Below are 19808 nucleotides of genomic sequence, written 5' to 3'. Positions count from 1 at the left end.
ATTATAAAGAGGCAAATTGTTCGCCATTTTTTATACCAAAAGCGAGCAATTTGTGCCCACTCATAAAGCCTTCTTCTGTATAAACAGTATTTATACGAAGTTGTGTATTATTATAACATTGTATTATTAAGCCTTTGTTTTCATCTATTTCTAAAATAGTTCCCGGAGGTTTTGTGCTGCTTAAAGGTGAATTGGTTTGAGAAACTTCCAGTAAGCGTATATTCAGACCATTCCATTGTGTATAAGCACCTTTATTCCACGGATTGCAGGCGTTAACTAATGCCTGGATTGATTTTGAGTCCTGTTTTTCCCATTGAATGCTCACATCCGAGATAGTTGGTTTTTTATAATATGCAGCTAAGTTTTCATCCTGAAGAACACCTTTATCATTCATAGATAATAAGGTTAATAATTCAGGCAGAATATAAGAAGCCAGATATGATAAACTAGTGCAAAGCATTCCATGTGTCAAATCAGTATGCAGGGGCATTGTTTTTTTCAGGATTATTTTTCCTTTATCTATTTCCTTTTCTATAACATGTACAGATATTCCGGTTTCTTGTTTTTGTTTTCTAATCGATTCAAAAACAGGATCAGCACCACGCATTTCTGGTAAAAGTCCATAATGAAAATTATAGAACATGTCAGGATGTTTTTCAATAATTTCTCCGGGAATCTTCCAAGGGAAAGTCATTGTAAAAACATATTTTAAAGAACTGATTCGCAAAATTTCCTGAAGCTGGATATTGAGTTTTGTTTTCTCCATCCATATTAAATTTACGCCGGCTTTTGTTGCAAAAACAGAACAAAATGCTTTAACGTCTTCATTTTCGGCGGGTACAGCTATTGTATGCAGTCTTCCAAGACTATGTAAAGTTTGTATAGCTGGAAAAGCCATACGGTTATTACATAAAATTACTATGTCGCGTATCGGATTCATGAGTCTAAACAGGCATAAGAGTTTAACCAGGAATTAGAAGGCGTGTTTTGAACTGCCAGAATATGTTGATATAAACGGATGCGTTCTTCTTCTAAATCAGTAATTTCAGTTATGTTTTCTAAAATGCAGTTTCCGTTTTCTTCATTTTTTGCAACAGTTGCATAATATAAAGGTGCTTCAGAAAAACCAGTATTGGGATTAATATGTACTTTTCCTCTGGGAGAATCAATTGTGATATTGTCTAATGACTGACCATTTGAACTACTGATAAACAAACCTGCTTCCCATCCTAAAAGAGAAAAAACATTTGCTTTCTGTTCGCGAATATTTCGCATCGCAGCTACAAATTCTTCATTTTCTTTATTTTTTAAATTGGCAGACCATGGAACAGCACAGCTCCAGTTATATCCCGGATAAGAAATTTTATTCAGCCACGATTCTTCGGCAGTAAAACCGCTTCCATAAGTTTTGCGTGAAGCTATATTTTTTATTTTTGCTGATTCTCGAAAAAAATCTTCGGCCATATCGCCGCAAAAAGAAGTCAATACAGAAATATTATCATTTTGTTCCAGAAATTCCTCTAAAGGACCTAAATTAAAATCGGCCTTTTTTAGCGGAGTAATATGATTATAATGTATTGATCCTCCTTTATCTTCAAGAGCAGTAGCAAAAGTATAAGGCGGGCGATAACCGGCATCATAAAAAGAGCAGGTAAAGGCAAAATTCTGCTGGCCTTCTTCGATGGCTTTGCGTACAATTAAACGTGAACAAAGGCTGTTTTCTAAGGAAATAAAATAAACATTGGATATTTTTTTCTCAAAATTTTGAAAATGATAACCACTATCCAGCACGATAAGCAATTTACCTGAACTTTCAAAAAGAGGCTGAATAAATTCTGCAGCTTCAGGGTTAATATAAGCAACAACAATATCCGTATTACTAAACAGTAATTGCTCACAGCAGGAATATATTTCTTTATGGTCAGCTCCAAGTCCTATACTTGCTGTTACAATTTCATGTTTTTCATCAATTCCCATTTTTTTTAGGGAAGATTTTAAACCATCCATTATATCAAAAGAAATAGAAGGGTAAATGACAGATCGGGGCAAGAGTAAAGCTATTTTCATAAATAATTTTATAGATAATTTTTAAAAACAAACTACCCATTAGAAACTCTAATGGGTATAGATTGTTAATTCCTTGAAGGAAAAATTCCCTGAAGGCATATTATATAATTAATACCTAAATAAGGCTGCTGAATTGAAATTGGCTGGCTGCTTCCAGTTGTTCCTACAGTTACTGTTGGTGTAATTGGTTTTAAAGCACCATCTGCGTTTTGGCTGGTGTAAAGATTTGAAACCGAAGCCAGATAAGCATTTTGCGGTGCGGCAGTATCTCCTGTATCAGCATATGCTTTTAGTGCAAATGCTCCTGTGGCAGCATGAGTGTGTGCCGGAAGATTTCCAAGCAGTGCAGTTACTGTATTAGTTCCGCTTACCTGTCCCAGTACAAATTGAGCTACTCCTTGAGGAGTACCAGTTCCAACGGCAGTTCTTCCCCTAAAATCAGGTAATGCAAAATTAGTAGTACCATTACCGCCGTATGTAGTGCCTAAAAGACTAAATAAGGCTTGGTTTGTATTTATACTTAGTAGTTGACCCGCACAGTAAGCCCAGTATTTTGGAGCAAAGTTAGGTGCATATAATCGAATTTCGGATATTGTTCCTTCCATGGTTAATTTTGGTTTAGTTTCTAGTTGGGAAAATTCCTTCTACACAAATAATATAATTAGTAGATAGTGAAGGCTGAATGATATCGAAAGGCTGACTTGCCCCCGCAACACCAACAGTGATTGATGTAATTTCAGGTTTTAAATTACCATCTGGAGCTTCAGCTGTGTAAGCTTTATCTGAACCAGCTAAAATATTGTTTGTTGGTGATGCTGTGTTACCTGTTGTGCTGCAAGTTGGAATTGTAAGTGTTCCTACACCTGCCACATGAGTATGGCCAGGCATTTGTGCAGTACTCATGGTAACTGATTCTGTTCCGCCTATCTGTCCAATTACGACGTTTGGTAATCCTGGACCCTGACCTGTACCTACAGGAATACGTCCCTGAAGATCAGGCAGCTTAAAAGTAGTCTGGCCGTCACCGCCGTATATTGTACCAAGTAAGACATAAACAGCCTCATAATTGGCAATACTTAATGTTGCTCCATTGCAAAACATCCACCCTCTTGGTGCAAAATTCCCGCCAAATAAACGGATTTCTCCTAAATATCCTTCCATAAATTAGTTTCTTTAAATGTTAGTTAAACTGTTTTTCCTGAATAAATATTAATTACGGGCAGGGAATATTCCTGTCAAACAAATAATAAAATTCATTCCAGTTGCAGGCTGCATAATACTAAGAGGCTGATTTGAACCTGCAGGCGCAAGTGTAACACTAAGAGTCGACGGTTTCATGCTGTCTGTTCCCGGTTCTGTACTGTACATATTAGTTTTAGAGGCCAAAGTATTACCATTAGGCGTATTAAGATCTCCAAAATCCGGGTAAACTGGAATTGAAATTGATGCTGTAGCCGCATGCGTGTGAACAGGAAGGTTTAAAGATGTTAATGTTACAGTATTTGTTCCAAGTATTTCTCCTGGCACATACGATGACAAACCAGGACCATTACCAGCTCCTATTGCCGTTCTGCCGGCAAAGTTGGGTAAGCCAAAAGTAGTGGTGCCATTACCACCATAAGTAGTTCCCAGAATAGAAAATAAAGCTGTATTACTGCGTATTGCAACGAGCTGGCCCATACAAAATGCCCAGGTCATTGGAGCAAAAGTGGCGGCAAAGAGGCGAATTTCTCCAATTGTTCCTTCCATAAATTTTTAGATTTTATAGGTTAATGTTAGTTAATAGTTTGTCAGATTTGGTTACTGATAAAAATTTTTCTGACAGTTTTTTGTTTTAATACTAAGTTACTGTATATAAGCCTTTTAAAAAACAGGTATATATACGTGTTTTTTGTTAAGTAAGAAATGCCTCTTTTTTTTTACTATTTAGCAGCTATTATTACTTACGATTTATAAAACAGTATTACAAATAATTATGACCTAAAATTAGAAGTCTAATACATTAAGGAGGGAAAATATGTCACGAAAAAGGGATTTCATGTCATGAAATCCCTTTTTTGATGTAGATAAAAATTACGTGCCGCTTTGCGATGTAGAAAATAGCTTATGTTTGATATTCAAAAAATTTTTGTTTGATAAAATTTAAACTGCCTACGGCTAGTTCTTCGGCATTATGAGGTGAAGTCTGCCATAAAGAAACCGCTTGCTGCATTCCGGAAATTGATGAAGAAAAGTTTTCTAATACCAGATTTCCTTCAAAGTTTATAGCTTTTAAACCTTTAAAAAGTTCATCCCAATTTACCGTTCCTTCGCCGGGCATGCCGCGGTTACTTTCGGTAATATGAAAATGTTTTAGTTTTTTCCCCGCTTCAATTATAGGATCATAAAAGTTGTTTTCTTCTACATTCATATGGAAAGTATCCAAATGAACAGCAAGATTATCAGCATTAATTCTATTGATAATTTCCAATACATTTGATGCTGTATTGCATACATAACTTTCATAACGGTTTATAGGTTCAATTCCAGTCGTAATGCCAAGTTTAGCAGCATAAAGGGCAGCTTCACCCAAAACATTTATAATAATTTCCTTTTCCTGATTTGTAACAGGATTTCCGGTAAAAACACCAATTCCGCTGTGCAGAACACCTCCTAAAAAAGTGGTTTCTAATTGAGCAGTTTTATCCAAAGCTTTGCAGATAAGTGTCAAAGCTTCCTTAGGATAAAATGGAATATGCGCTTCTTTAGGAAGATTTAATGAGCATACAGCATCAAGATTATTTTCCTGAAGCTGTTTTTTTACCGTTGCGGCATCAAATTCCATAGTATTTGGCAGGAGAATTTCAATCAGGTCAAAACCATTTTTTGCTGTTTGGGTGATGGCATAATGTCCTGATTCCGGAGTCCAGTTTGGAGTTGTCCAGGATAGGAGTGAAGCACCTATTTTAATTTTCATTGTGTATTTTTTGAATAAGAATGTTTTATTTTGAAATTTTAACGCACAATATCTCTTTTTGAAAGTACATAAGGCTGTCCAAGTGTATATGGTTTGTAATATTTAATGGCAAATAAAAGAATTACCAAATAACATACTATAGGTAAAAGATAGGCGTAAGCCACATTTGTATTTGCAACAAAACCCATAATTGGTGGAAAAACAGCACCGCCAAACATTGCCATGACTAAAAAAGAGGAAGCCTGTTCTGTTTTGTTTCCAAGCTTTTTTAATCCGAGACTGAAAATAGTTGGATACATTACACTTAAGAAAAAATTCAGCATAATTAAGGCAATAAACGAAACCCATCCAAAACTTTGTGAAATAACCAGACAAAGCCCAATATTACACATACAATAAATTGCTAATAATTTATTTGCAGCAATATAGCGCAATAAAAATGTTCCAATAAAACGGCCAATCATCATCATAGCCATACTGAAAGAGAAATAATAAGCAACCTGATTATCTGCCAAACCTGTTTTTTCGACACCATAATTTATAAAATAAGCCCACGTACCGCCCTGTGCTCCAATATTAAAAAACTGAGCAATTACGGCCCATATAAAATGTCTTTGCATGTACAAAGGCGAATCAGGAACTACGTTTGTATTTTCATCGTCTGTACTTTTTTCTTCGTGACTGTGAGAGCCTTTAAGAGACGGTACTTTTACAAACCAAAACAAAACGGCAATTAAAAGTATAAAACTGCCAATAATCATATATAAGGTTTTAACAGATTCTAGACCTTCGGCGCCTTTTGAATCTAGAATAAAGAAACCGCCAAGCAGCGGACCTATTATAGCGCCTAAACCATTAAAAGACTGTGCAAAGTTTATTCTCTGGTCGCTTGTGCGTTCATCGCCCAGTAAAGCAACAAACGGATGTGCAACAGTTTCCAGCGTTGCAAGACCTGCAGCCAAAATAAATAATGCAATCCTGAAATAAGAGAAAGATTCATTTTGAGCTGCCGGAATAAAAAGGAAAGCACCAAATGCATAAAGAATTAATCCTAAAAGCACTCCGTTTTTATAACCGTATTTTTTCATGAATAAACCTGCCGGTATACCCATTACGGCATAAGCACCAAAAATGGATAACTGCACCAAACCAGATTCTGATTTACTGATGTGCAGTACGTTTTGAAAATGTTTATTAAGAACATCACCCATCGTGATTGCAATTGCCCAAAAAAGAAAAAGCGAGATTACGAAAGTAAGTGTTAGAATATATTTTTTTTCTGTGAACTTAGCCTGAGACATTTTTACAAATCATTATTACTATTATACATTTTATTTGGCCTCGTTTTCTTTTCTAAAAAGCTCAAAGTCATTTAAATCATAACTTGGGCAGGCACCTTTTTGTGAGGTAATAAAAGCACCCAATGCTGTTGCCTGTTTCATAACCTCGACAGGATTTTCATTCATAATTATTTTCGATAAAAATCCGGCTAAAAAAGCATCGCCGCTTCCTACCGTATCCTGAATGGTAACTGGGACAGCAGGAGCATCATATTTAGAATTTCCGTCGTAATACAAAGCACCTTTACTACCTTTACTTACCAGTACTTCCTTTATATCAAATTTGTCCTGAATAAAATGCACGGCATCATCTTCGCTGACATAACTTTTTTCAAAAAAATCAAGAACCAATCGCAATTCGGCTTTGTTCATTTTTACCAGATCAGCTTTATGAAGAAGTTCGTTTATAACCGGGACAGAATAGTGGGGAGGACGAATGTTGATATCAAAAACTTTAAATTTTGCGATTTCCAAAAGTTCAAAAAGAGTCGTTTTGGAAGTTTCGCTTCTGGTAATTAAACTTCCAAAAACAAAAGCCGAGGCATTTGATATTTTTTCGATATAATCTTTTCTAAATTCAATAAAATCCCAGGCAACAGGTTTTATAATATCATAATGAGCTTCGTTATGCTCATCGATGTGCGCAATTACAGTTCCGGTTTGGTGCTGGTTGTCAATCTGGCTGTCTTCGGTCGAAATGTTCCAGTCTTTTAACTGAGCCATAAGATCGGTTCCCAGTTTGTCATTTCCCACACGGCTTATCATGTGCGAATCGATTCCCATTCGCATTAAATTATAAGCTACATTAAACGGCGCACCGCCCGCACGTGCACCTTCAGGAAAAATATCCCAAAGTACTTCTCCATAACAATAGATTGATTTTGTATTTATTTCTTCTCTCATGGTTTTTTTTTGATTAAACGTTTAAGCAAAGTGGTAAATAAAAAAGTTTAAATGTGATTAGATTTTGTAGACTGACCTATATGAAGTTCAGCATGTAAAGTTACATTCTGCAAAGGCAGATTTTTGATATTGATTTTTTCGTTAAGCATTTTTACAGCGGTTGTCCCAATGGCAGAAAGCGGCTGTTTTACATACGTTAGCGGAACCGGAAAAAGCTCATAAGCTTCTGTTTCATCAAAAGCAGCAACCGCAATATCCTGCGGAATATTTATGCCAAGTTGTGTAAGTTTTTTGAGTCCGGAAACCGCAAGTTTATTACTAGTAAAAAAGATGGAATCTGGTTTTACTGCATTTTGCAGCATATTTTCTAAGCCGGTATTAATGTCTCTGTCAATATAGTCTTTGTCTGCTAAAAGCACTTGACTGTTTTGTATTTGATGTTTTTCGAGCGTATTTAAAAATGCCTGAGTACGCTGTAATAAATGCTGCAGTTCTGTTTTATAAGCAACAAGAAGAATGTTTTTATAGCCGCCGTTTATAAGGTGTTCTGTAACTTTTTGGCTTATATCGTAGTTGTTAATTTGTATGCTGTCTGCTTCAACACCAGATAAATAACGGTCAATTAATACAAAAGGAATCTTTTGTTTTTGCAGTTTCAACAAACATTTTTCACTGTTTTCAACAGGAGCAATAATTAATCCATCGGCCTGGCGGTCGGCAAACATATTGATAAGTGCTTCAAATTTTTCGACATTTTCATCAGAGCTTCCAATCAAAAGGGTATAACCCAATTTGTTGGCTTCATCTTCAATAATTCGGGCTAACTGAGAAAAGTATGGATTTGCAATATCAGCCACAACAAGACCAATTATATGGGTTCGCTGTGTTTTTAAGCTTTTTGCAATATTGTTAGGACGGTAATTTAATTCTTCGGCAGCGTGTTTTACCTTGTCAATTGTTTCCTGCGGAATACGGCTGTCAATCTTATTGTTAAGTACATAAGATACTGAGGCGATAGATACGCCTGCTTTTAATGCCACATCTTTAATTGAAATTCTTTTCACGATAACGATTTCAGAAAGGCAAATATAATCAACTTAAACGTTTAAGCAAGTATTTATTTTGAAATTTGTAAATTAAGTGAGTTAAAAAAATCATTTTAGCAGAGAATTTTTATTCAGAATGATCGTCAATAATATTTTTTACACTGCGAATAAAGGTTTCAGTGTTTTTCATTTCATTCTTAATATAAATATCATAATCAGCTAAACTAAACTGTTCAAGCATATCTTTTTTTAGATATTTAATCATCGATTCAATGCTGCGGGTGTCGGTTTCGTATTGTCTTTTTAATTCACGTTGTTTACTTTCTAAATAGGCTAAGGTTTTTTTTAATCTTTGAATACTTACTTTATCCACGCTGAATCTTTTAAATTTATATAACTTTTCTGCTACATACGTTTAAAGTGACAATTCAGTTTGCCATCTTTTCAAAAAAAATTAAATACTATAGTCAAATATAATTAACTATTTGTATAACTAACTGAATTTTCATTAGTTATACAAATAGAGAATACCGTTTATTTTTTGCTTTTTTTTCTTCCAAGCCAGATTAAAAGGCCGGTTACAGGCAGTGTTACGGCAAAAAGGCAGACTAAAAAAGCCAGGATTTTTGTTGGATATCCGTAAATGCTTCCAGTATGAATAGGATAAATCAAACGTCGGATTTTATCGCCTCTACTTAATTTTTCATAAGGTCTGGCTTCTAAAATTTTACCTGTGTATTTATTAAAGTAGGCAGTACTCGAAATATTTGGAATCGATTCTTCTAAGTTCAGTTTAATAACCGTAATACTGTTTATGGTATCAGATGGAATTCTAATTTGTGTATCGCCTTTGTATGGAAAAACGCTGTCCGTTTTAGAAAAAATGTTCTGATAGAAATAGGTTTTATCTACTTTAGGATCAATCTTGGTTGGATTTTCAACTTTAGCCGACGGTTTTTTTGTTGTTCCGTCTGCCAGTAAATAAATACCGCTTTCAAACCATTTAAAAGACCAGGTTAAACCTGTTAAGGAAATTATGAGGAGAACAAGAAAACTATAAAAACCAAAAACAGAATGAAAATCCCAGTTTACTCTTTTAAATGAAGCATTCCATTTTACGGTTAATCGCTGTTTTAGGTTTTTGACTTTTTTCGGCCACCATAAAATCATCCCTGAAATGAGCATGAATACAAATATCAGACAGCTGCATCCTGTAATAAAAGCCCCGGCATCTCCCAAAACCAAATGACGGTGTATATCTAAAACAACCGAAAAGAATCGGCTTCTTTCAGGAATTTGTCCTAATGTTTTACCGGTATAAGGATCAACAGAAAAGATTTGATTTTTTTTATCGCTGTCTTTTCCTGTAACAATCATAGTTCTTTCAGGATCGTTATAAGCATAAACACGATTAATTTTTTTAAGAGCATATTTCAGTTCAATATCTCTTATTAAAACGTCTGTCGGTATTTTTTTTGGTCCAATTTCAGAAACTTTATAAAACTCAGGATTTACAAATTCGTCGATTTCGTCCTCAAAAACAAGAATGCTTCCGGTAAGTGCTACAATAAAAACAATAAGCCCGGACGCAAGTCCGAGCCAAAGGTGTAATAAGCCAATATTTTTCTTAAACGTTTTATTCATAATAGATAGTCCAAAAATGTTTTCAAATATAAATAAAGCATTTATTAAAATGAGTATCCAAGTGTTAACAGCCAATTCGATGGAGCACCAGGGAATAAACGAATATAATCGTAACCTCCAACCCAATACGTTTTATTGGTTATGTTGTTAGCATTCAGCTGAATTTTAAATTTATTAATGTTGTAATACAAAGCAGCATTAAATAAAGTATAACCCGGAATTGTTTGTGTTACCGTCTGGCTTAAGTTACGGGTTGTTACAAAATTACTTCCAAAAGCAAGACCAAAATCTTTTAAAGCACCGTCTGTAAAGTTATAACGTGTCCAGACATTTCCCTGCTGTTTTGGTGTATTTGGTTTTTGTCTTCCAATTTCAGAATCTACAGGGCTTTCTGTAATTGCAGCTTCATTGTATGAATAGGCAGCCGAAATGCTCCAGTTGCTTGTTATGCTTCCGTTTACATCAATTTCAATACCTTTTGATTCTTCCTGACCAATTGATCTCATTAAATCTGGATTTGTTGGATCGTTGGCTGGATATAAAGTGTTTTTCTGCTGGATTTTAAACAAAGCCACAGTCACAAAAAGTTTTTCTTTAAACCAAGAAGATTTTCCTCCAAACTCAACCATATTACTTTCTAACGGGTCAAACGGTCCTCCTGCATTTGGGTTTGATAATGAAGAAGCAGTCTGCGGATTGTATCCTTTTACATAAGTTCCGTATAAATTGATGTTCGGGTTAAGTGTATAAGTTAAACCAAAACGAGGAAGGAATGAATGCTGTTTTACTTTCTTTTCAGTTGCTTTTTTATAGTTTTCCTTATCGCTGTATTCATCATAACGAAGACCAATTAAAGCCTGAAAAGCACCAAATTTAATATGATCCTGAAGATAAACTCCATACAACGAATAATAGGTTGGATCAAACGGACGGGCAGCATAGAAATATTTGCTCATGTCTTTTAACTGCTGTGAAGCCATTGGATTTGTTAAATCGAAATGCGCCACGTTTGGTACAGGATTTCCTTTAGAATCTAACAAATACAGATTCTTTTTTGCCGGATCATACGTTGCAATAGAACCATTGTTTGCAGCATTTCTATATCCGGTTGCTTGTAACTGCGAACCTCCAGACGGTACTTGTTCCTGAGCATAATCGTAACCTGCAATTAAATTGTGGTCTAAAGCTCCTGTTTTTGCCTGATATTTAAAGAAAGCAGAAAGATTGTCAATATAACGCTTACGTTTACGCTGAAAAACCTGCATTTCGATTGCCGTTGGAATTGTAGATCCATCTCCGGCAGAAGCATATTTATTAGCACCGCGGTGTTCCAAAAGATCTTCTGTGTAACCTGTACGAATGTACGAAGCCGAAAATGACAAACGATCTGTAAACTGATGATTTAATGACGTTGTAACGATATACGTTTCCTCATTTAAATAATCATTTGTAGAGTTTAAAGAGTTTGAAATTTTAGTCGAGTACAAATTATTTTCATAAGTCGACTGTCCGCGGTCTAAGTTACTTTTTGAACCTGTGTAAATTAAGTCAAAGTTAACGCTTGTTTTATCATTTGGAAGGAACGAAAGAGAAGGAGCAATTACAATATTTTTGTCGAATTGTAAATCTCTAAAAGAATTGGCATTTTCGTAACCTAGGTTCAAACGGTACAAAAGTGATTTATCTTCGGTTAACGGACCTGTAAAATCGGCTAAAGCTCTTAAAGTATTAAAACTTCCTGTAGAAAAACTTACGCTGTTTGCAGCCTGATCTAATGGTTTTTTTGTAACACGGTTTAAAACTCCTCCAGGAGATGCATTTCCAAACAAAGCAGAAGAAGGACCTTTTAAAACCTCTACACGCTCAAGATAGTTAGCAAGAGGCTGTTTCCAGAAACCGGTCGAAGTTCTCATTCCGTTAAGCAGTTGCGTGTTGCTTCCTCCGTTAATTCTAAAACCTCTTATCGAAATATCATCATAAAAAGTAAACTGGCTCACACCGCTGAAATTTTTGACAACTTCGCCTACGCGAATGGATCCCTGATCTGCAATTAATTCTTTTGTAGCATACGAAACTGCCTGTGGAAGATCTTTTAAAGCAATTTCGGTTTTAGCTCCAATAAACGATTTTGTGTTTTTATATGATTTTTCTTTTCGTCCTGTAATTTCTACAGTCTGCAGTGTATTAATGTTTTCCTGTAAAGAGATAGAAAGTTCAAGGTTTTCATTTTCATGTAATTCTACGGTTTTTTCCTGAACAGAAAACCCCATTGCCGAAAAGTAAATAGTATAATTTCCTGGTGTTAGATTGCTGATTTCAAAATTTCCTTTATCATCAGAGGTTGTGTTCTTTTTTGGACTTTTGATTGAGACAGAAGCATAAGAAACGGCTTCATTGTTTTCGGAAGTTATCCTTCCGGTAATTTTAGCATTTTGAGCCTGGCCTATGGTAAAAAAGGCAAGCATCAAAAATAAATAAGTAAACTTCATGGCGGGCGATTATTTTAATTTTAGGTTGCAAATCTATATTTATTTAGAATAAATACAAATAAATAATTATCACAATTCACATTAATTTTAAGAAATCGATATAGTGAAGTTTAAATTGAAATAAGCCTCTTACAAAAATGCAAGAGGCTTATAGTTTTTTTTATTTTCGAATAGAAATTATCGTTTGCGATATTACCGAAGCGATAACAAAAAGCAGTCCTATGTAAAAGAAGATATTGACTTCTTTACTTTCATTAAAAAACAAAAAAGCCATTACAATAGCATAAACCGGTTCTAGGTTGAAAGTAAGGTTTACAGTAAATGCTGCAATCTTTTTTAATGATTCTGCAAACAAAACATACAAACCAACGGTGCAGAATACAGCCAAAATAATGAGGTAGAAAACATCTTTTAAACTAGGTAAAATACTTTCAACAGGAAAAAAATAAAGGTATAAAGGCATAAGCAGACCAAGCCCGATGGTGCCGCCATTCATTTGATAATAGTTGATAAGCCTGCTGTCGTAAATGGTTACCAATCGCTCATTAAAAATGGTATAAAGCGCAGCAAAAGCAGATGAAATTATGCCCAGAATAATTCCTAATTGATAAGAAGAATCAAAATGGAATATAAGAGCAATTCCGGCCAGAGTCAACATACTTAACAGTAATTCTGTAATGTTGAATTTCTTTCTGTTAATCAGCGGAGCGAATAAGGCAGTAAATAAACTCGTTAAACAATAACATACCACACCCACAGAAATATTCGAATATTTAATACTGGCATAAAAGAAAATCCAGTGTATAGTGATCAAAAGACCAATTTTTGCAATATTGAATTTTTCTCTTAAAGAAATATCCTTTGAAACCTTAAATAATTTCAGGATAATGAATAAAACTAAAGAAGAAAATAAAACGCGGTACCAGACTAAAAGCCCTTCGTTTAACGAAATAAGTTTACCAAAAATACCAGTAAAACCGGCAAGTATTACAGCAATGTGTAATAAAATATATGATTTTTTCATAAGATTGTCTAAAAGCCTAAAAAGACTGAATTATAAATTAATTTAAAATTTGACTTGTAAGCATAGCAGAACCTGCCGAGAAATTTCGGTATGAAACGCTGCATAAAGTCGAACGATTAATTTATAATGATGGAGGAGGAAGACAACCTTTTTGACACATAATTTTTAGAATTTGACCAAAAATATTTAAAAAGTTTTAACCTCACAAATATGCTGACAGTATTTTAAAAGATAAATCTGCAGCATTAACTCTCTATTTCAATTGCTGCATGAATTGTTTTACTCAGGAAACTTCATTTTATTAAAAAAAAATCAATATTTTTTTTAAGTGTATCTTGTACGTTTTACAAGGGTTAAAGTGTATTTCATCGATTAAATTTGCTTTTTGTCGATATTTTTAAGTTTGTTTATTGAAATTAATACATATATTCGCAAAAAAAAATAAAGTTCATATTGTTTTTAAAATACGGTGAGAAGAGTTTCAGTTTTAAATGAAATTCTCTAATGAAGAGGTTTGTTAAAATTTAGGCAAGAATTAGGTTTAAGAATAAAATAAGATCAAATCCCAAATCACTTATACATGAAAACACTTTTACTACAAGCCGTCCTTTTTCTTTGCAGTTGTTTTGCAATGGGGCAGAAAACACTTTTTATACCTACAGAATGGAGCAATCCAAACAATGAATTTTACAATAAAATATCTGATTCAAGAAAGTACGAGTCAACAAACTTCGTTCTTTATTGGGGCGATAAAGTAGGAACTAATCCTGCTGCATATTCTGATGCCTCATTGCGATTTACACCAAAAGCTGTTGCTGATACATTAGAACACAGTTTTAAACGTTTTGTAACCGATTTAAAATTTGTGAGCAATGCGCCTACTACAAACGTGGGTAAATACAAAATCATCATTATGGTGATGAATACCTGGAACTCAACTGATACCAGATTAGAAGCTTTTGCACACGCAAGTTCTTTTAGTAACGTTATCGGGGCTATGTTTGTGCATCCTCAGGCAACACGAGATGGCGGAGCTTTATCGCACGAATTTGCTCATACGCTTCAAATGATGATGCGTATTCAGGAAAATCCCGGAAACGGAACTGCATTTGCGGGTTACGATTGGGCAGGTCCATTTTTTGAAGGCCACGCTAATTTTATGCGGGCACAAGCTTATCCGCAATGGGCAGAAATTGACGGTACTTTAACAAGATGGATACAAACAAGACATTTTATGTGGTCATCAAACCGTCATCATTACACCAATTTTCATTTGATGTATTACGTTCAGGAAAAAGATGGTTTTGATTTTACACGAAGAATGTGGGCTGAATCTAAAAATCAGGAACATCCGCTTGAAACAATCAAAAGATTAAAAGGTTTTACGCAGGAACAGCTTAACGATTATTTGTGGGGATATGCCCAGAGACAGCCTGCGTTTGATTATCCTATTCAATGGACTTCTCAGATTAACAACACGAGCAATTTTGGAAAAAAAATTCGCGAAGTATATAAACTTATCGAAACCAGAATGCCGCGTTATACAAGCAGACAATACACACTTCTAACAAAAGTAAATGGTACAACAGATCAATATTATACAAATAATGACTGGGCGCCTCAGGATTACGGAATGAATATTATTCCTTTATATCCAACTTGTTCTGAAACGCAAAAAAAAGTTACTATTAAATTTAAAGGACATTCTGAAGTAAATCCGGCTCAGGCAGGATGGCGATATGGATTTGTAACAACAAAAACCGACGGATCAATTTCACGTTACAGCCCTATGTACAACTCAGATGGAGAAGCTTCTTTTACACTTGATTCTTCAACAGAAGCAAATATATTTCTGGTTGTATTTGCTGCTCCAAAAAGCCATGTAAATTACAATATGGATGTAGGTTATCCTAAACAAAGAAGATATCCGTATGAATTAAAAATCGCCAATGCAAACCCTGAAGGATTTCAGCCGGCAGCTAATTTTAGAAAATTTCTTAAAACTAACGGACGCATTCATGCCAACGGAGGCGGATGGGTTTCAAACAGTGCTAATGTTGCCTCAACGGTATATGTTGGACCTTATGCTATTGTTAGAAGCGGCACAATTTCTGGTAATGCCAGAATTGATGGATATGCAATGGTCGAAGGCGGTAATATAAGCGGTAATGCAATAGTTAGAGACAATGCATGTGTGTATAATGCGACTTTATCAGGAAATGCAATTGTTGAAGGAAACGGATGGATGGAAGGCGGTTCTGTTACTAATTCTGCCAATATAAAAGGAAATGCCATGCTGTTTGCCGGTAATTTTGGAAATTCTGTTGTAGTAGGAGGAGATGCCGAAATAGGAAGCTGTTCGACAAACGGAGTGTATCTGCAGTTTCCGTATTGGAGAAATGGAAGAACAGAATGTGACGGAAAAGGAGAAAGCGATGCTTCGAATATTGATATAAATACTGCATTTACCAATTTTTCTGCAGCATCTATGGCTTTTAGTGTAACGCCAGTTTGTGCAAATCCAACTCTTGGAATCACTAATCCAATTTTGGATACTGCAAATTATGGTTTGAGCATTTTCCCGAATCCAACGGCAGGAAATCTTACTATTTCATTTAACCAAAAAGAAGAGGAAAAAGTTACGATTTCTGTATTTGATGCCAACGGAAGAAAATTAGATGTTGTAACCAGTCAAAACTATGAAGCAGGACAATATGAAATACAATACAACTGCAGTAAATTGAATCAGGGAGTTTATATACTTCGTATTCAAACAGGAAAAAACATTGTAAACAAATCGTTTATCAAACAATAAATTAGTTTTTTAGTTCCATTTTTTTTTGCCCTGTCGATTGGTTAGGTTCGGCAGGGTTTTTTGTTTTGTTTTGTTTTGTTTTGTTTTGTTTCAGGTTTCAGGTTTCAAGTTTCAGGTTATTTTACTTTGAACATAATTTAACCGCAAAGTTCGCAAGGTTTTTTCGCAAAGTTCGCAACCTGAAACCTGAAACCTGAAACCTGAAACCTGAAACCTGAAACTTGAAACCTGAAACTTGATACCTGAAACCTGAAACCTGAAAAAAAACTTTAAAAAGAAAGCACCATATCATGCCAGACTTCTCCGCCATGAACAGAAGCCGAAATACCCAAATCTTCAAATCCAAATTTTTGATAAAATGAAATGAGATAATCTTTGCACGTAAGCGTGATTCCGGCTCGGTTTTGCTCTTTAGATTTTGAAATTAAATGATGAATTAATTTTCCCGCACAGCCATTTTTTTGATATTCAGGAGAAACAGCTAAACCAAATACAGCCTGCCATTTTTCATTTTCATCGTGCAGTCCTGCATTGTTAAACATTTCATCAATCAGCTTTTTGTTTGGAGTTACCATTCCGTTTATAAAACCAAGGATTTTTCCGTTGTCTTCCAAAAGCCAAAAATGCTGTGGAAAAACCTCCAGTCTATTTGATAGACGTTCTAAACCTGCTGCCTCGTTTGGCGGAAAACAAGCATTTTCTATTTCGTTTATTACTGCTAAGTCAGCAATAACGGCATTTCTAAAATTCATACATTATATTTTAAATTTTTTCCTGCTGTTTTTTAATATGATTTCGATGTGAAATTCCCCATTTAATCATTTCAGAAATAATAGGTCCAAAAGATTGACAATATGATGTTGACTCATAAAGAATGGGCACTTTAGCATCACGGTCTTCCGTTCTTTTTACCAGATTATTAAGCTCCATATCTTTTAATTCCTTCGATAACATTCGCGCAGTAATTCCCGGAATACTGTCTTTTATTTCCTTAAAACGACTATTTCCGTTACAAATAGAATTAATGATAGGCAGTTTCCATTTACCGCCCAAAACATATAAAGTATCCTGAAGCGCCTGAAATTCTTCTTTTTGATTTCGTTCCATATTTTCTAAACCTAAAAGTTATATAAGAAATTTTAATTTTTTTGACTGCCCATAAATCTTGTAAAATCATTTGAAATGCAGTATTAAAAAACTACGCTTTTCATGATTGTTGAGATGCACTTTAACAGCACAATCCAAACAAAAGTATTAAAAGAAATCATAAAATTAAAGAAATGTTTTTATTTATGTATTTAACTACGTAGTTTTGCAAAGTAAATTTTTTAAATATTATGAAACCTATAATTAAACCTGTCGATAACCAATATTCAAATGCAATTGTTGATCTTGTATTAACTATTCAACAAAAAGAATTTAATGTACCTATTACTATTGAAGACCAGCCGGATTTGTTCAATATTCCTAACTTTTATTATGCAGACGGAGGCGGATTTTGGGGAGCTTTTATTGATGACCAATTAGTGGGAACTATTGCACTGGTAAAATTTGCAGACAATGCGGCAGCAATTAGAAAAATGTTTGTAAAAAAAGAATTTCGAGGAAAAGAATATGCAATTGCTCAAAAATTATTAGAGACTTTAATTGCTTACAGCAAAGAAAACGGAATTGATGATTTATATTTGGGAACCATTACCATACTCGAAGCAGCATTGCGTTTTTATGAAAAGAATAATTTTGTGCGAATCCAGAAAGAGAAACTTCCGGAAGGATTTCCTTTAATGGCGCCAGACAATGTTTTCTGCCATTTAAATTTAAAAAAATAAAGATGAATATAATAGACGAATCAGGAATATTAGCCATCTCCACGCGATTGCAGCGATTAAGCGAGCAATTGAGAAAAGACGGTGCTTTGTTTTATAAATCATACGGAATTGATTTTGAACCTAAATGGTTTCCGGTTATTTATACTTTATATCATAAAGAAACTTTGAGTGTTGTTGAAATTGCTAACGAAATTGGCTATACACATCCATCGACCATAAGTCTGCTCAAAGAACTCGAAAAACAAAAACTGATTCGTTCTAAAAAGGATAAAATCGACGAACGCAAAAGACTCATTCAGCTTACAGCAAAAGGACAAGAACTAATCGAACAAATGAAACCCGTTTGGGAGGTTATGAAACAAGCCTTAAGCGATATTGCCGATAATCAAAACAATCTGCTTCAGGCAATTAATGAAGCCGAAAATAAAATTGTACACCAAAGTTTTTTACAGCGTGCTTTGCAGTTGAAAAGCGAAGGAGAGAAGTAATATTTGAAATGTAAATACCTAAAAACAACTATACAGAAACACTAATTTGTAAGAAAAAATAGATAATTTTGTATGAAGCAAGATTGATTATCATGAAAAAAGAAGCGAAAAAAATAAATGTGATTCCTATATCTAAAGAATCAAAAAATAGGCTTATTCAAATTTTGGATCAAGTGAAAGGAAAAGATTTATTTCCTGAGAAAACGGCACTTGCACAGAAGACTTTGGAAAATGTTAAATTACCAATTTAACTTTAATTTTATAAAAATATAAAAGCGATCTCAAAAGGATCGCTTTTTTGTTGAAATTTGAATATTATAAAAAACACCACAACCATTGAAAAAAATACCTATATATAATCAAAGTCCGGATGCTGTAGGCGGTATTTTTATCGCCTATTATTCTCCCGATGATCTGGCTGATTTTGAAACCAGATTAGAGGCGCATCGTGATGATTTCTTTATATTTTTTGTACTTACAAACGGTCATGCCGTGCTTAAATGTGATATGATCGATATAGAAATAAATGCTGGCAATATATTGATGATAAAACCGCTTCAAATTCATCACGGGCAGGATGGCACACCAGATGCGGCAGGATATTATATTGGCGTTGCACCTTTTCTTATTCCCAATAATTGTCTGGAAGTTTTTCAAAGTCTTACGGTTTCAGAACAACTCAATATAATCGATCCGGTAAAACAAGAAGAACTTTTAGATACCATTCAACTGCTGCACCGCTCTTTTACCAGCAGTAATCCAAATAAAACACAAATTATTAACGGACTTTTTAATGCCCTGATTTATCATTTTGCCAATTTATACGCAGAATCAAAAAGCCCTGTAAAAGAATTTAAAAACCAGTCGGCAGTTATTTATGCTAATTTTAAAAAGCTTATTACAGATCGTACTTTTCTCGAAAGTCCGTCTTATTTTGCAAAGAAATTAAATATTACTACCTCACATTTAAATGATTGTGTCAATGCTTCTTCTGGTAAATCTGTTACCTATTGGCTTCAGAATGCGATGATTATCGAAGCACAAAGATTATTGTATTATACAGAAAGTGAAGTAAAAGAAATTGCTTTTGCACTCGGTTTTCAGGATCATACCTATTTTTCGCGTCTATTCAAAAAAATTACAAAAGAAACCCCGCTTGCTTTTCGTAAAAAATTCCGCGAATAGTCCAATCATTGCCTTTTATTAT

General features: G+C 34.5%; 20 protein-coding genes. 5 read left to right on the top strand and 15 right to left on the bottom strand.

Translation table 11 applies throughout. The annotated features are described in order from the left end of the window. Nucleotide 1: 1 nt before the first annotated feature. From PQ462_RS13715 to PQ462_RS13655, 13 genes are all read right to left on the bottom strand, one after another. Nucleotides 2-940, bottom strand: coding sequence for a formyltransferase family protein (locus PQ462_RS13715; protein WP_274250383.1), 939 nt, complete (start codon nucleotides 938-940; stop codon nucleotides 2-4). Next, on the bottom strand, nucleotides 937-2067 hold the full coding sequence (locus tag PQ462_RS13710; protein ID WP_149206929.1) for a hypothetical protein: 1131 nt from the start codon (nucleotides 2065-2067) through the stop codon (nucleotides 937-939). Before PQ462_RS13710 ends, PQ462_RS13715 begins: the two co-directional genes overlap by 4 nt. A 65-nt stretch (nucleotides 2068-2132) precedes the next feature. Further along, on the bottom strand, nucleotides 2133-2672 hold the full coding sequence (locus tag PQ462_RS13705) for a phage tail protein (protein WP_274250382.1): 540 nt from the start codon (nucleotides 2670-2672) through the stop codon (nucleotides 2133-2135). Between the two features lie 13 nt (nucleotides 2673-2685). Continuing rightward, nucleotides 2686-3228, bottom strand: a complete 543-nt coding sequence (locus PQ462_RS13700; RefSeq protein WP_274250381.1) for a phage tail protein — start codon at nucleotides 3226-3228, stop codon at nucleotides 2686-2688. Between the two features lie 48 nt (nucleotides 3229-3276). After that, complete coding sequence (locus tag PQ462_RS13695) at nucleotides 3277-3816, bottom strand: phage tail protein (RefSeq protein WP_274250380.1); 540 nt, start codon at nucleotides 3814-3816, stop codon at nucleotides 3277-3279. A 355-nt stretch (nucleotides 3817-4171) separates the two neighbouring features. Then, nucleotides 4172-5023, bottom strand: a complete 852-nt coding sequence (locus PQ462_RS13690; protein WP_274250379.1) for a sugar phosphate isomerase/epimerase family protein — start codon at nucleotides 5021-5023, stop codon at nucleotides 4172-4174. A 38-nt stretch (nucleotides 5024-5061) separates the two neighbouring features. Further along, a complete protein-coding gene (locus tag PQ462_RS13685) occupies nucleotides 5062-6324 on the bottom strand; it encodes a sugar MFS transporter (protein ID WP_274250378.1) in 1263 nt (420 codons plus the stop codon). Nucleotides 6325-6354: 30 nt separating this feature from the next. Beyond that, nucleotides 6355-7266: a carbohydrate kinase family protein gene (locus PQ462_RS13680; RefSeq protein WP_274250377.1), complete on the bottom strand. Its 912-nt coding sequence runs from the start codon at nucleotides 7264-7266 to the stop codon at nucleotides 6355-6357. A gap of 47 nt (nucleotides 7267-7313) precedes the next feature. Then, nucleotides 7314-8330 carry a LacI family DNA-binding transcriptional regulator gene (locus PQ462_RS13675; protein ID WP_274250376.1) on the bottom strand — a complete coding sequence of 339 codons (1017 nt, stop codon included), beginning with the start codon at nucleotides 8328-8330 and terminating at the stop codon, nucleotides 7314-7316. 109 nt (nucleotides 8331-8439) lie between these two features. Next, nucleotides 8440-8685, bottom strand: coding sequence for a hypothetical protein (locus PQ462_RS13670; protein ID WP_274250375.1), 246 nt, complete (start codon nucleotides 8683-8685; stop codon nucleotides 8440-8442). 161 nt (nucleotides 8686-8846) lie between these two features. Further along, on the bottom strand, nucleotides 8847-9956 hold the full coding sequence (locus PQ462_RS13665) for a PepSY-associated TM helix domain-containing protein (protein WP_274250374.1): 1110 nt from the start codon (nucleotides 9954-9956) through the stop codon (nucleotides 8847-8849). A 44-nt stretch (nucleotides 9957-10000) separates the two neighbouring features. Then, nucleotides 10001-12445: a TonB-dependent receptor gene (locus PQ462_RS13660; RefSeq protein ID WP_274250373.1), complete on the bottom strand. Its 2445-nt coding sequence runs from the start codon at nucleotides 12443-12445 to the stop codon at nucleotides 10001-10003. A 160-nt stretch (nucleotides 12446-12605) separates the two neighbouring features. Further along, nucleotides 12606-13469 carry a DMT family transporter gene (locus PQ462_RS13655; protein WP_274250372.1) on the bottom strand — a complete coding sequence of 288 codons (864 nt, stop codon included), beginning with the start codon at nucleotides 13467-13469 and terminating at the stop codon, nucleotides 12606-12608. A gap of 580 nt (nucleotides 13470-14049) precedes the next feature. Between PQ462_RS13655 and PQ462_RS13650 the strand changes: the two genes are divergently transcribed. After that, complete coding sequence (locus PQ462_RS13650; RefSeq protein ID WP_274250371.1) at nucleotides 14050-16284, top strand: DUF6055 domain-containing protein; 2235 nt, start codon at nucleotides 14050-14052, stop codon at nucleotides 16282-16284. A gap of 269 nt (nucleotides 16285-16553) precedes the next feature. Here the strand turns inward: PQ462_RS13650 and PQ462_RS13645 are convergent, their stop codons facing one another. Together PQ462_RS13645 and PQ462_RS13640 are read right to left on the bottom strand one after the other, a co-directional pair. Continuing rightward, nucleotides 16554-17036, bottom strand: a complete 483-nt coding sequence (locus PQ462_RS13645; protein ID WP_274250370.1) for a GNAT family N-acetyltransferase — start codon at nucleotides 17034-17036, stop codon at nucleotides 16554-16556. 10 nt (nucleotides 17037-17046) lie between these two features. Beyond that, on the bottom strand, nucleotides 17047-17391 hold the full coding sequence (locus PQ462_RS13640; protein ID WP_012026010.1) for a winged helix-turn-helix transcriptional regulator: 345 nt from the start codon (nucleotides 17389-17391) through the stop codon (nucleotides 17047-17049). A 230-nt stretch (nucleotides 17392-17621) separates the two neighbouring features. Here PQ462_RS13640 and PQ462_RS13635 point away from each other — a divergent pair, with 230 nt between their 5' ends. The 4 genes from PQ462_RS13635 to PQ462_RS13620 all read left to right on the top strand — a co-directional run bounded on the left by PQ462_RS13635 (nucleotide 17622) and on the right by PQ462_RS13620 (nucleotide 19786). Next, the gene (locus tag PQ462_RS13635; protein WP_012026009.1) at nucleotides 17622-18113 is read left to right on the top strand and encodes a GNAT family N-acetyltransferase; all 492 of its coding nucleotides are present in this window, start codon (nucleotides 17622-17624) and stop codon (nucleotides 18111-18113) included. A gap of 2 nt (nucleotides 18114-18115) precedes the next feature. Continuing rightward, on the top strand, nucleotides 18116-18601 hold the full coding sequence (locus PQ462_RS13630) for a MarR family winged helix-turn-helix transcriptional regulator (protein WP_274250369.1): 486 nt from the start codon (nucleotides 18116-18118) through the stop codon (nucleotides 18599-18601). 92 nt (nucleotides 18602-18693) lie between these two features. Beyond that, nucleotides 18694-18852: a hypothetical protein gene (locus tag PQ462_RS13625; protein ID WP_159436645.1), complete on the top strand. Its 159-nt coding sequence runs from the start codon at nucleotides 18694-18696 to the stop codon at nucleotides 18850-18852. A gap of 85 nt (nucleotides 18853-18937) precedes the next feature. Beyond that, the gene (locus tag PQ462_RS13620; RefSeq protein ID WP_274250368.1) at nucleotides 18938-19786 is read left to right on the top strand and encodes an AraC family transcriptional regulator; all 849 of its coding nucleotides are present in this window, start codon (nucleotides 18938-18940) and stop codon (nucleotides 19784-19786) included. Nucleotides 19787-19808 lie beyond the last annotated feature (22 nt).

This window comes from Flavobacterium sp. KACC 22758 (assembly GCF_028736135.1).
GTDB lineage: Bacteria > Bacteroidota > Bacteroidia > Flavobacteriales > Flavobacteriaceae > Flavobacterium > Flavobacterium johnsoniae.
Note: the sequence above shows the minus strand (reverse complement) of the source record. Positions and strands in the feature narration are given on the sequence as shown.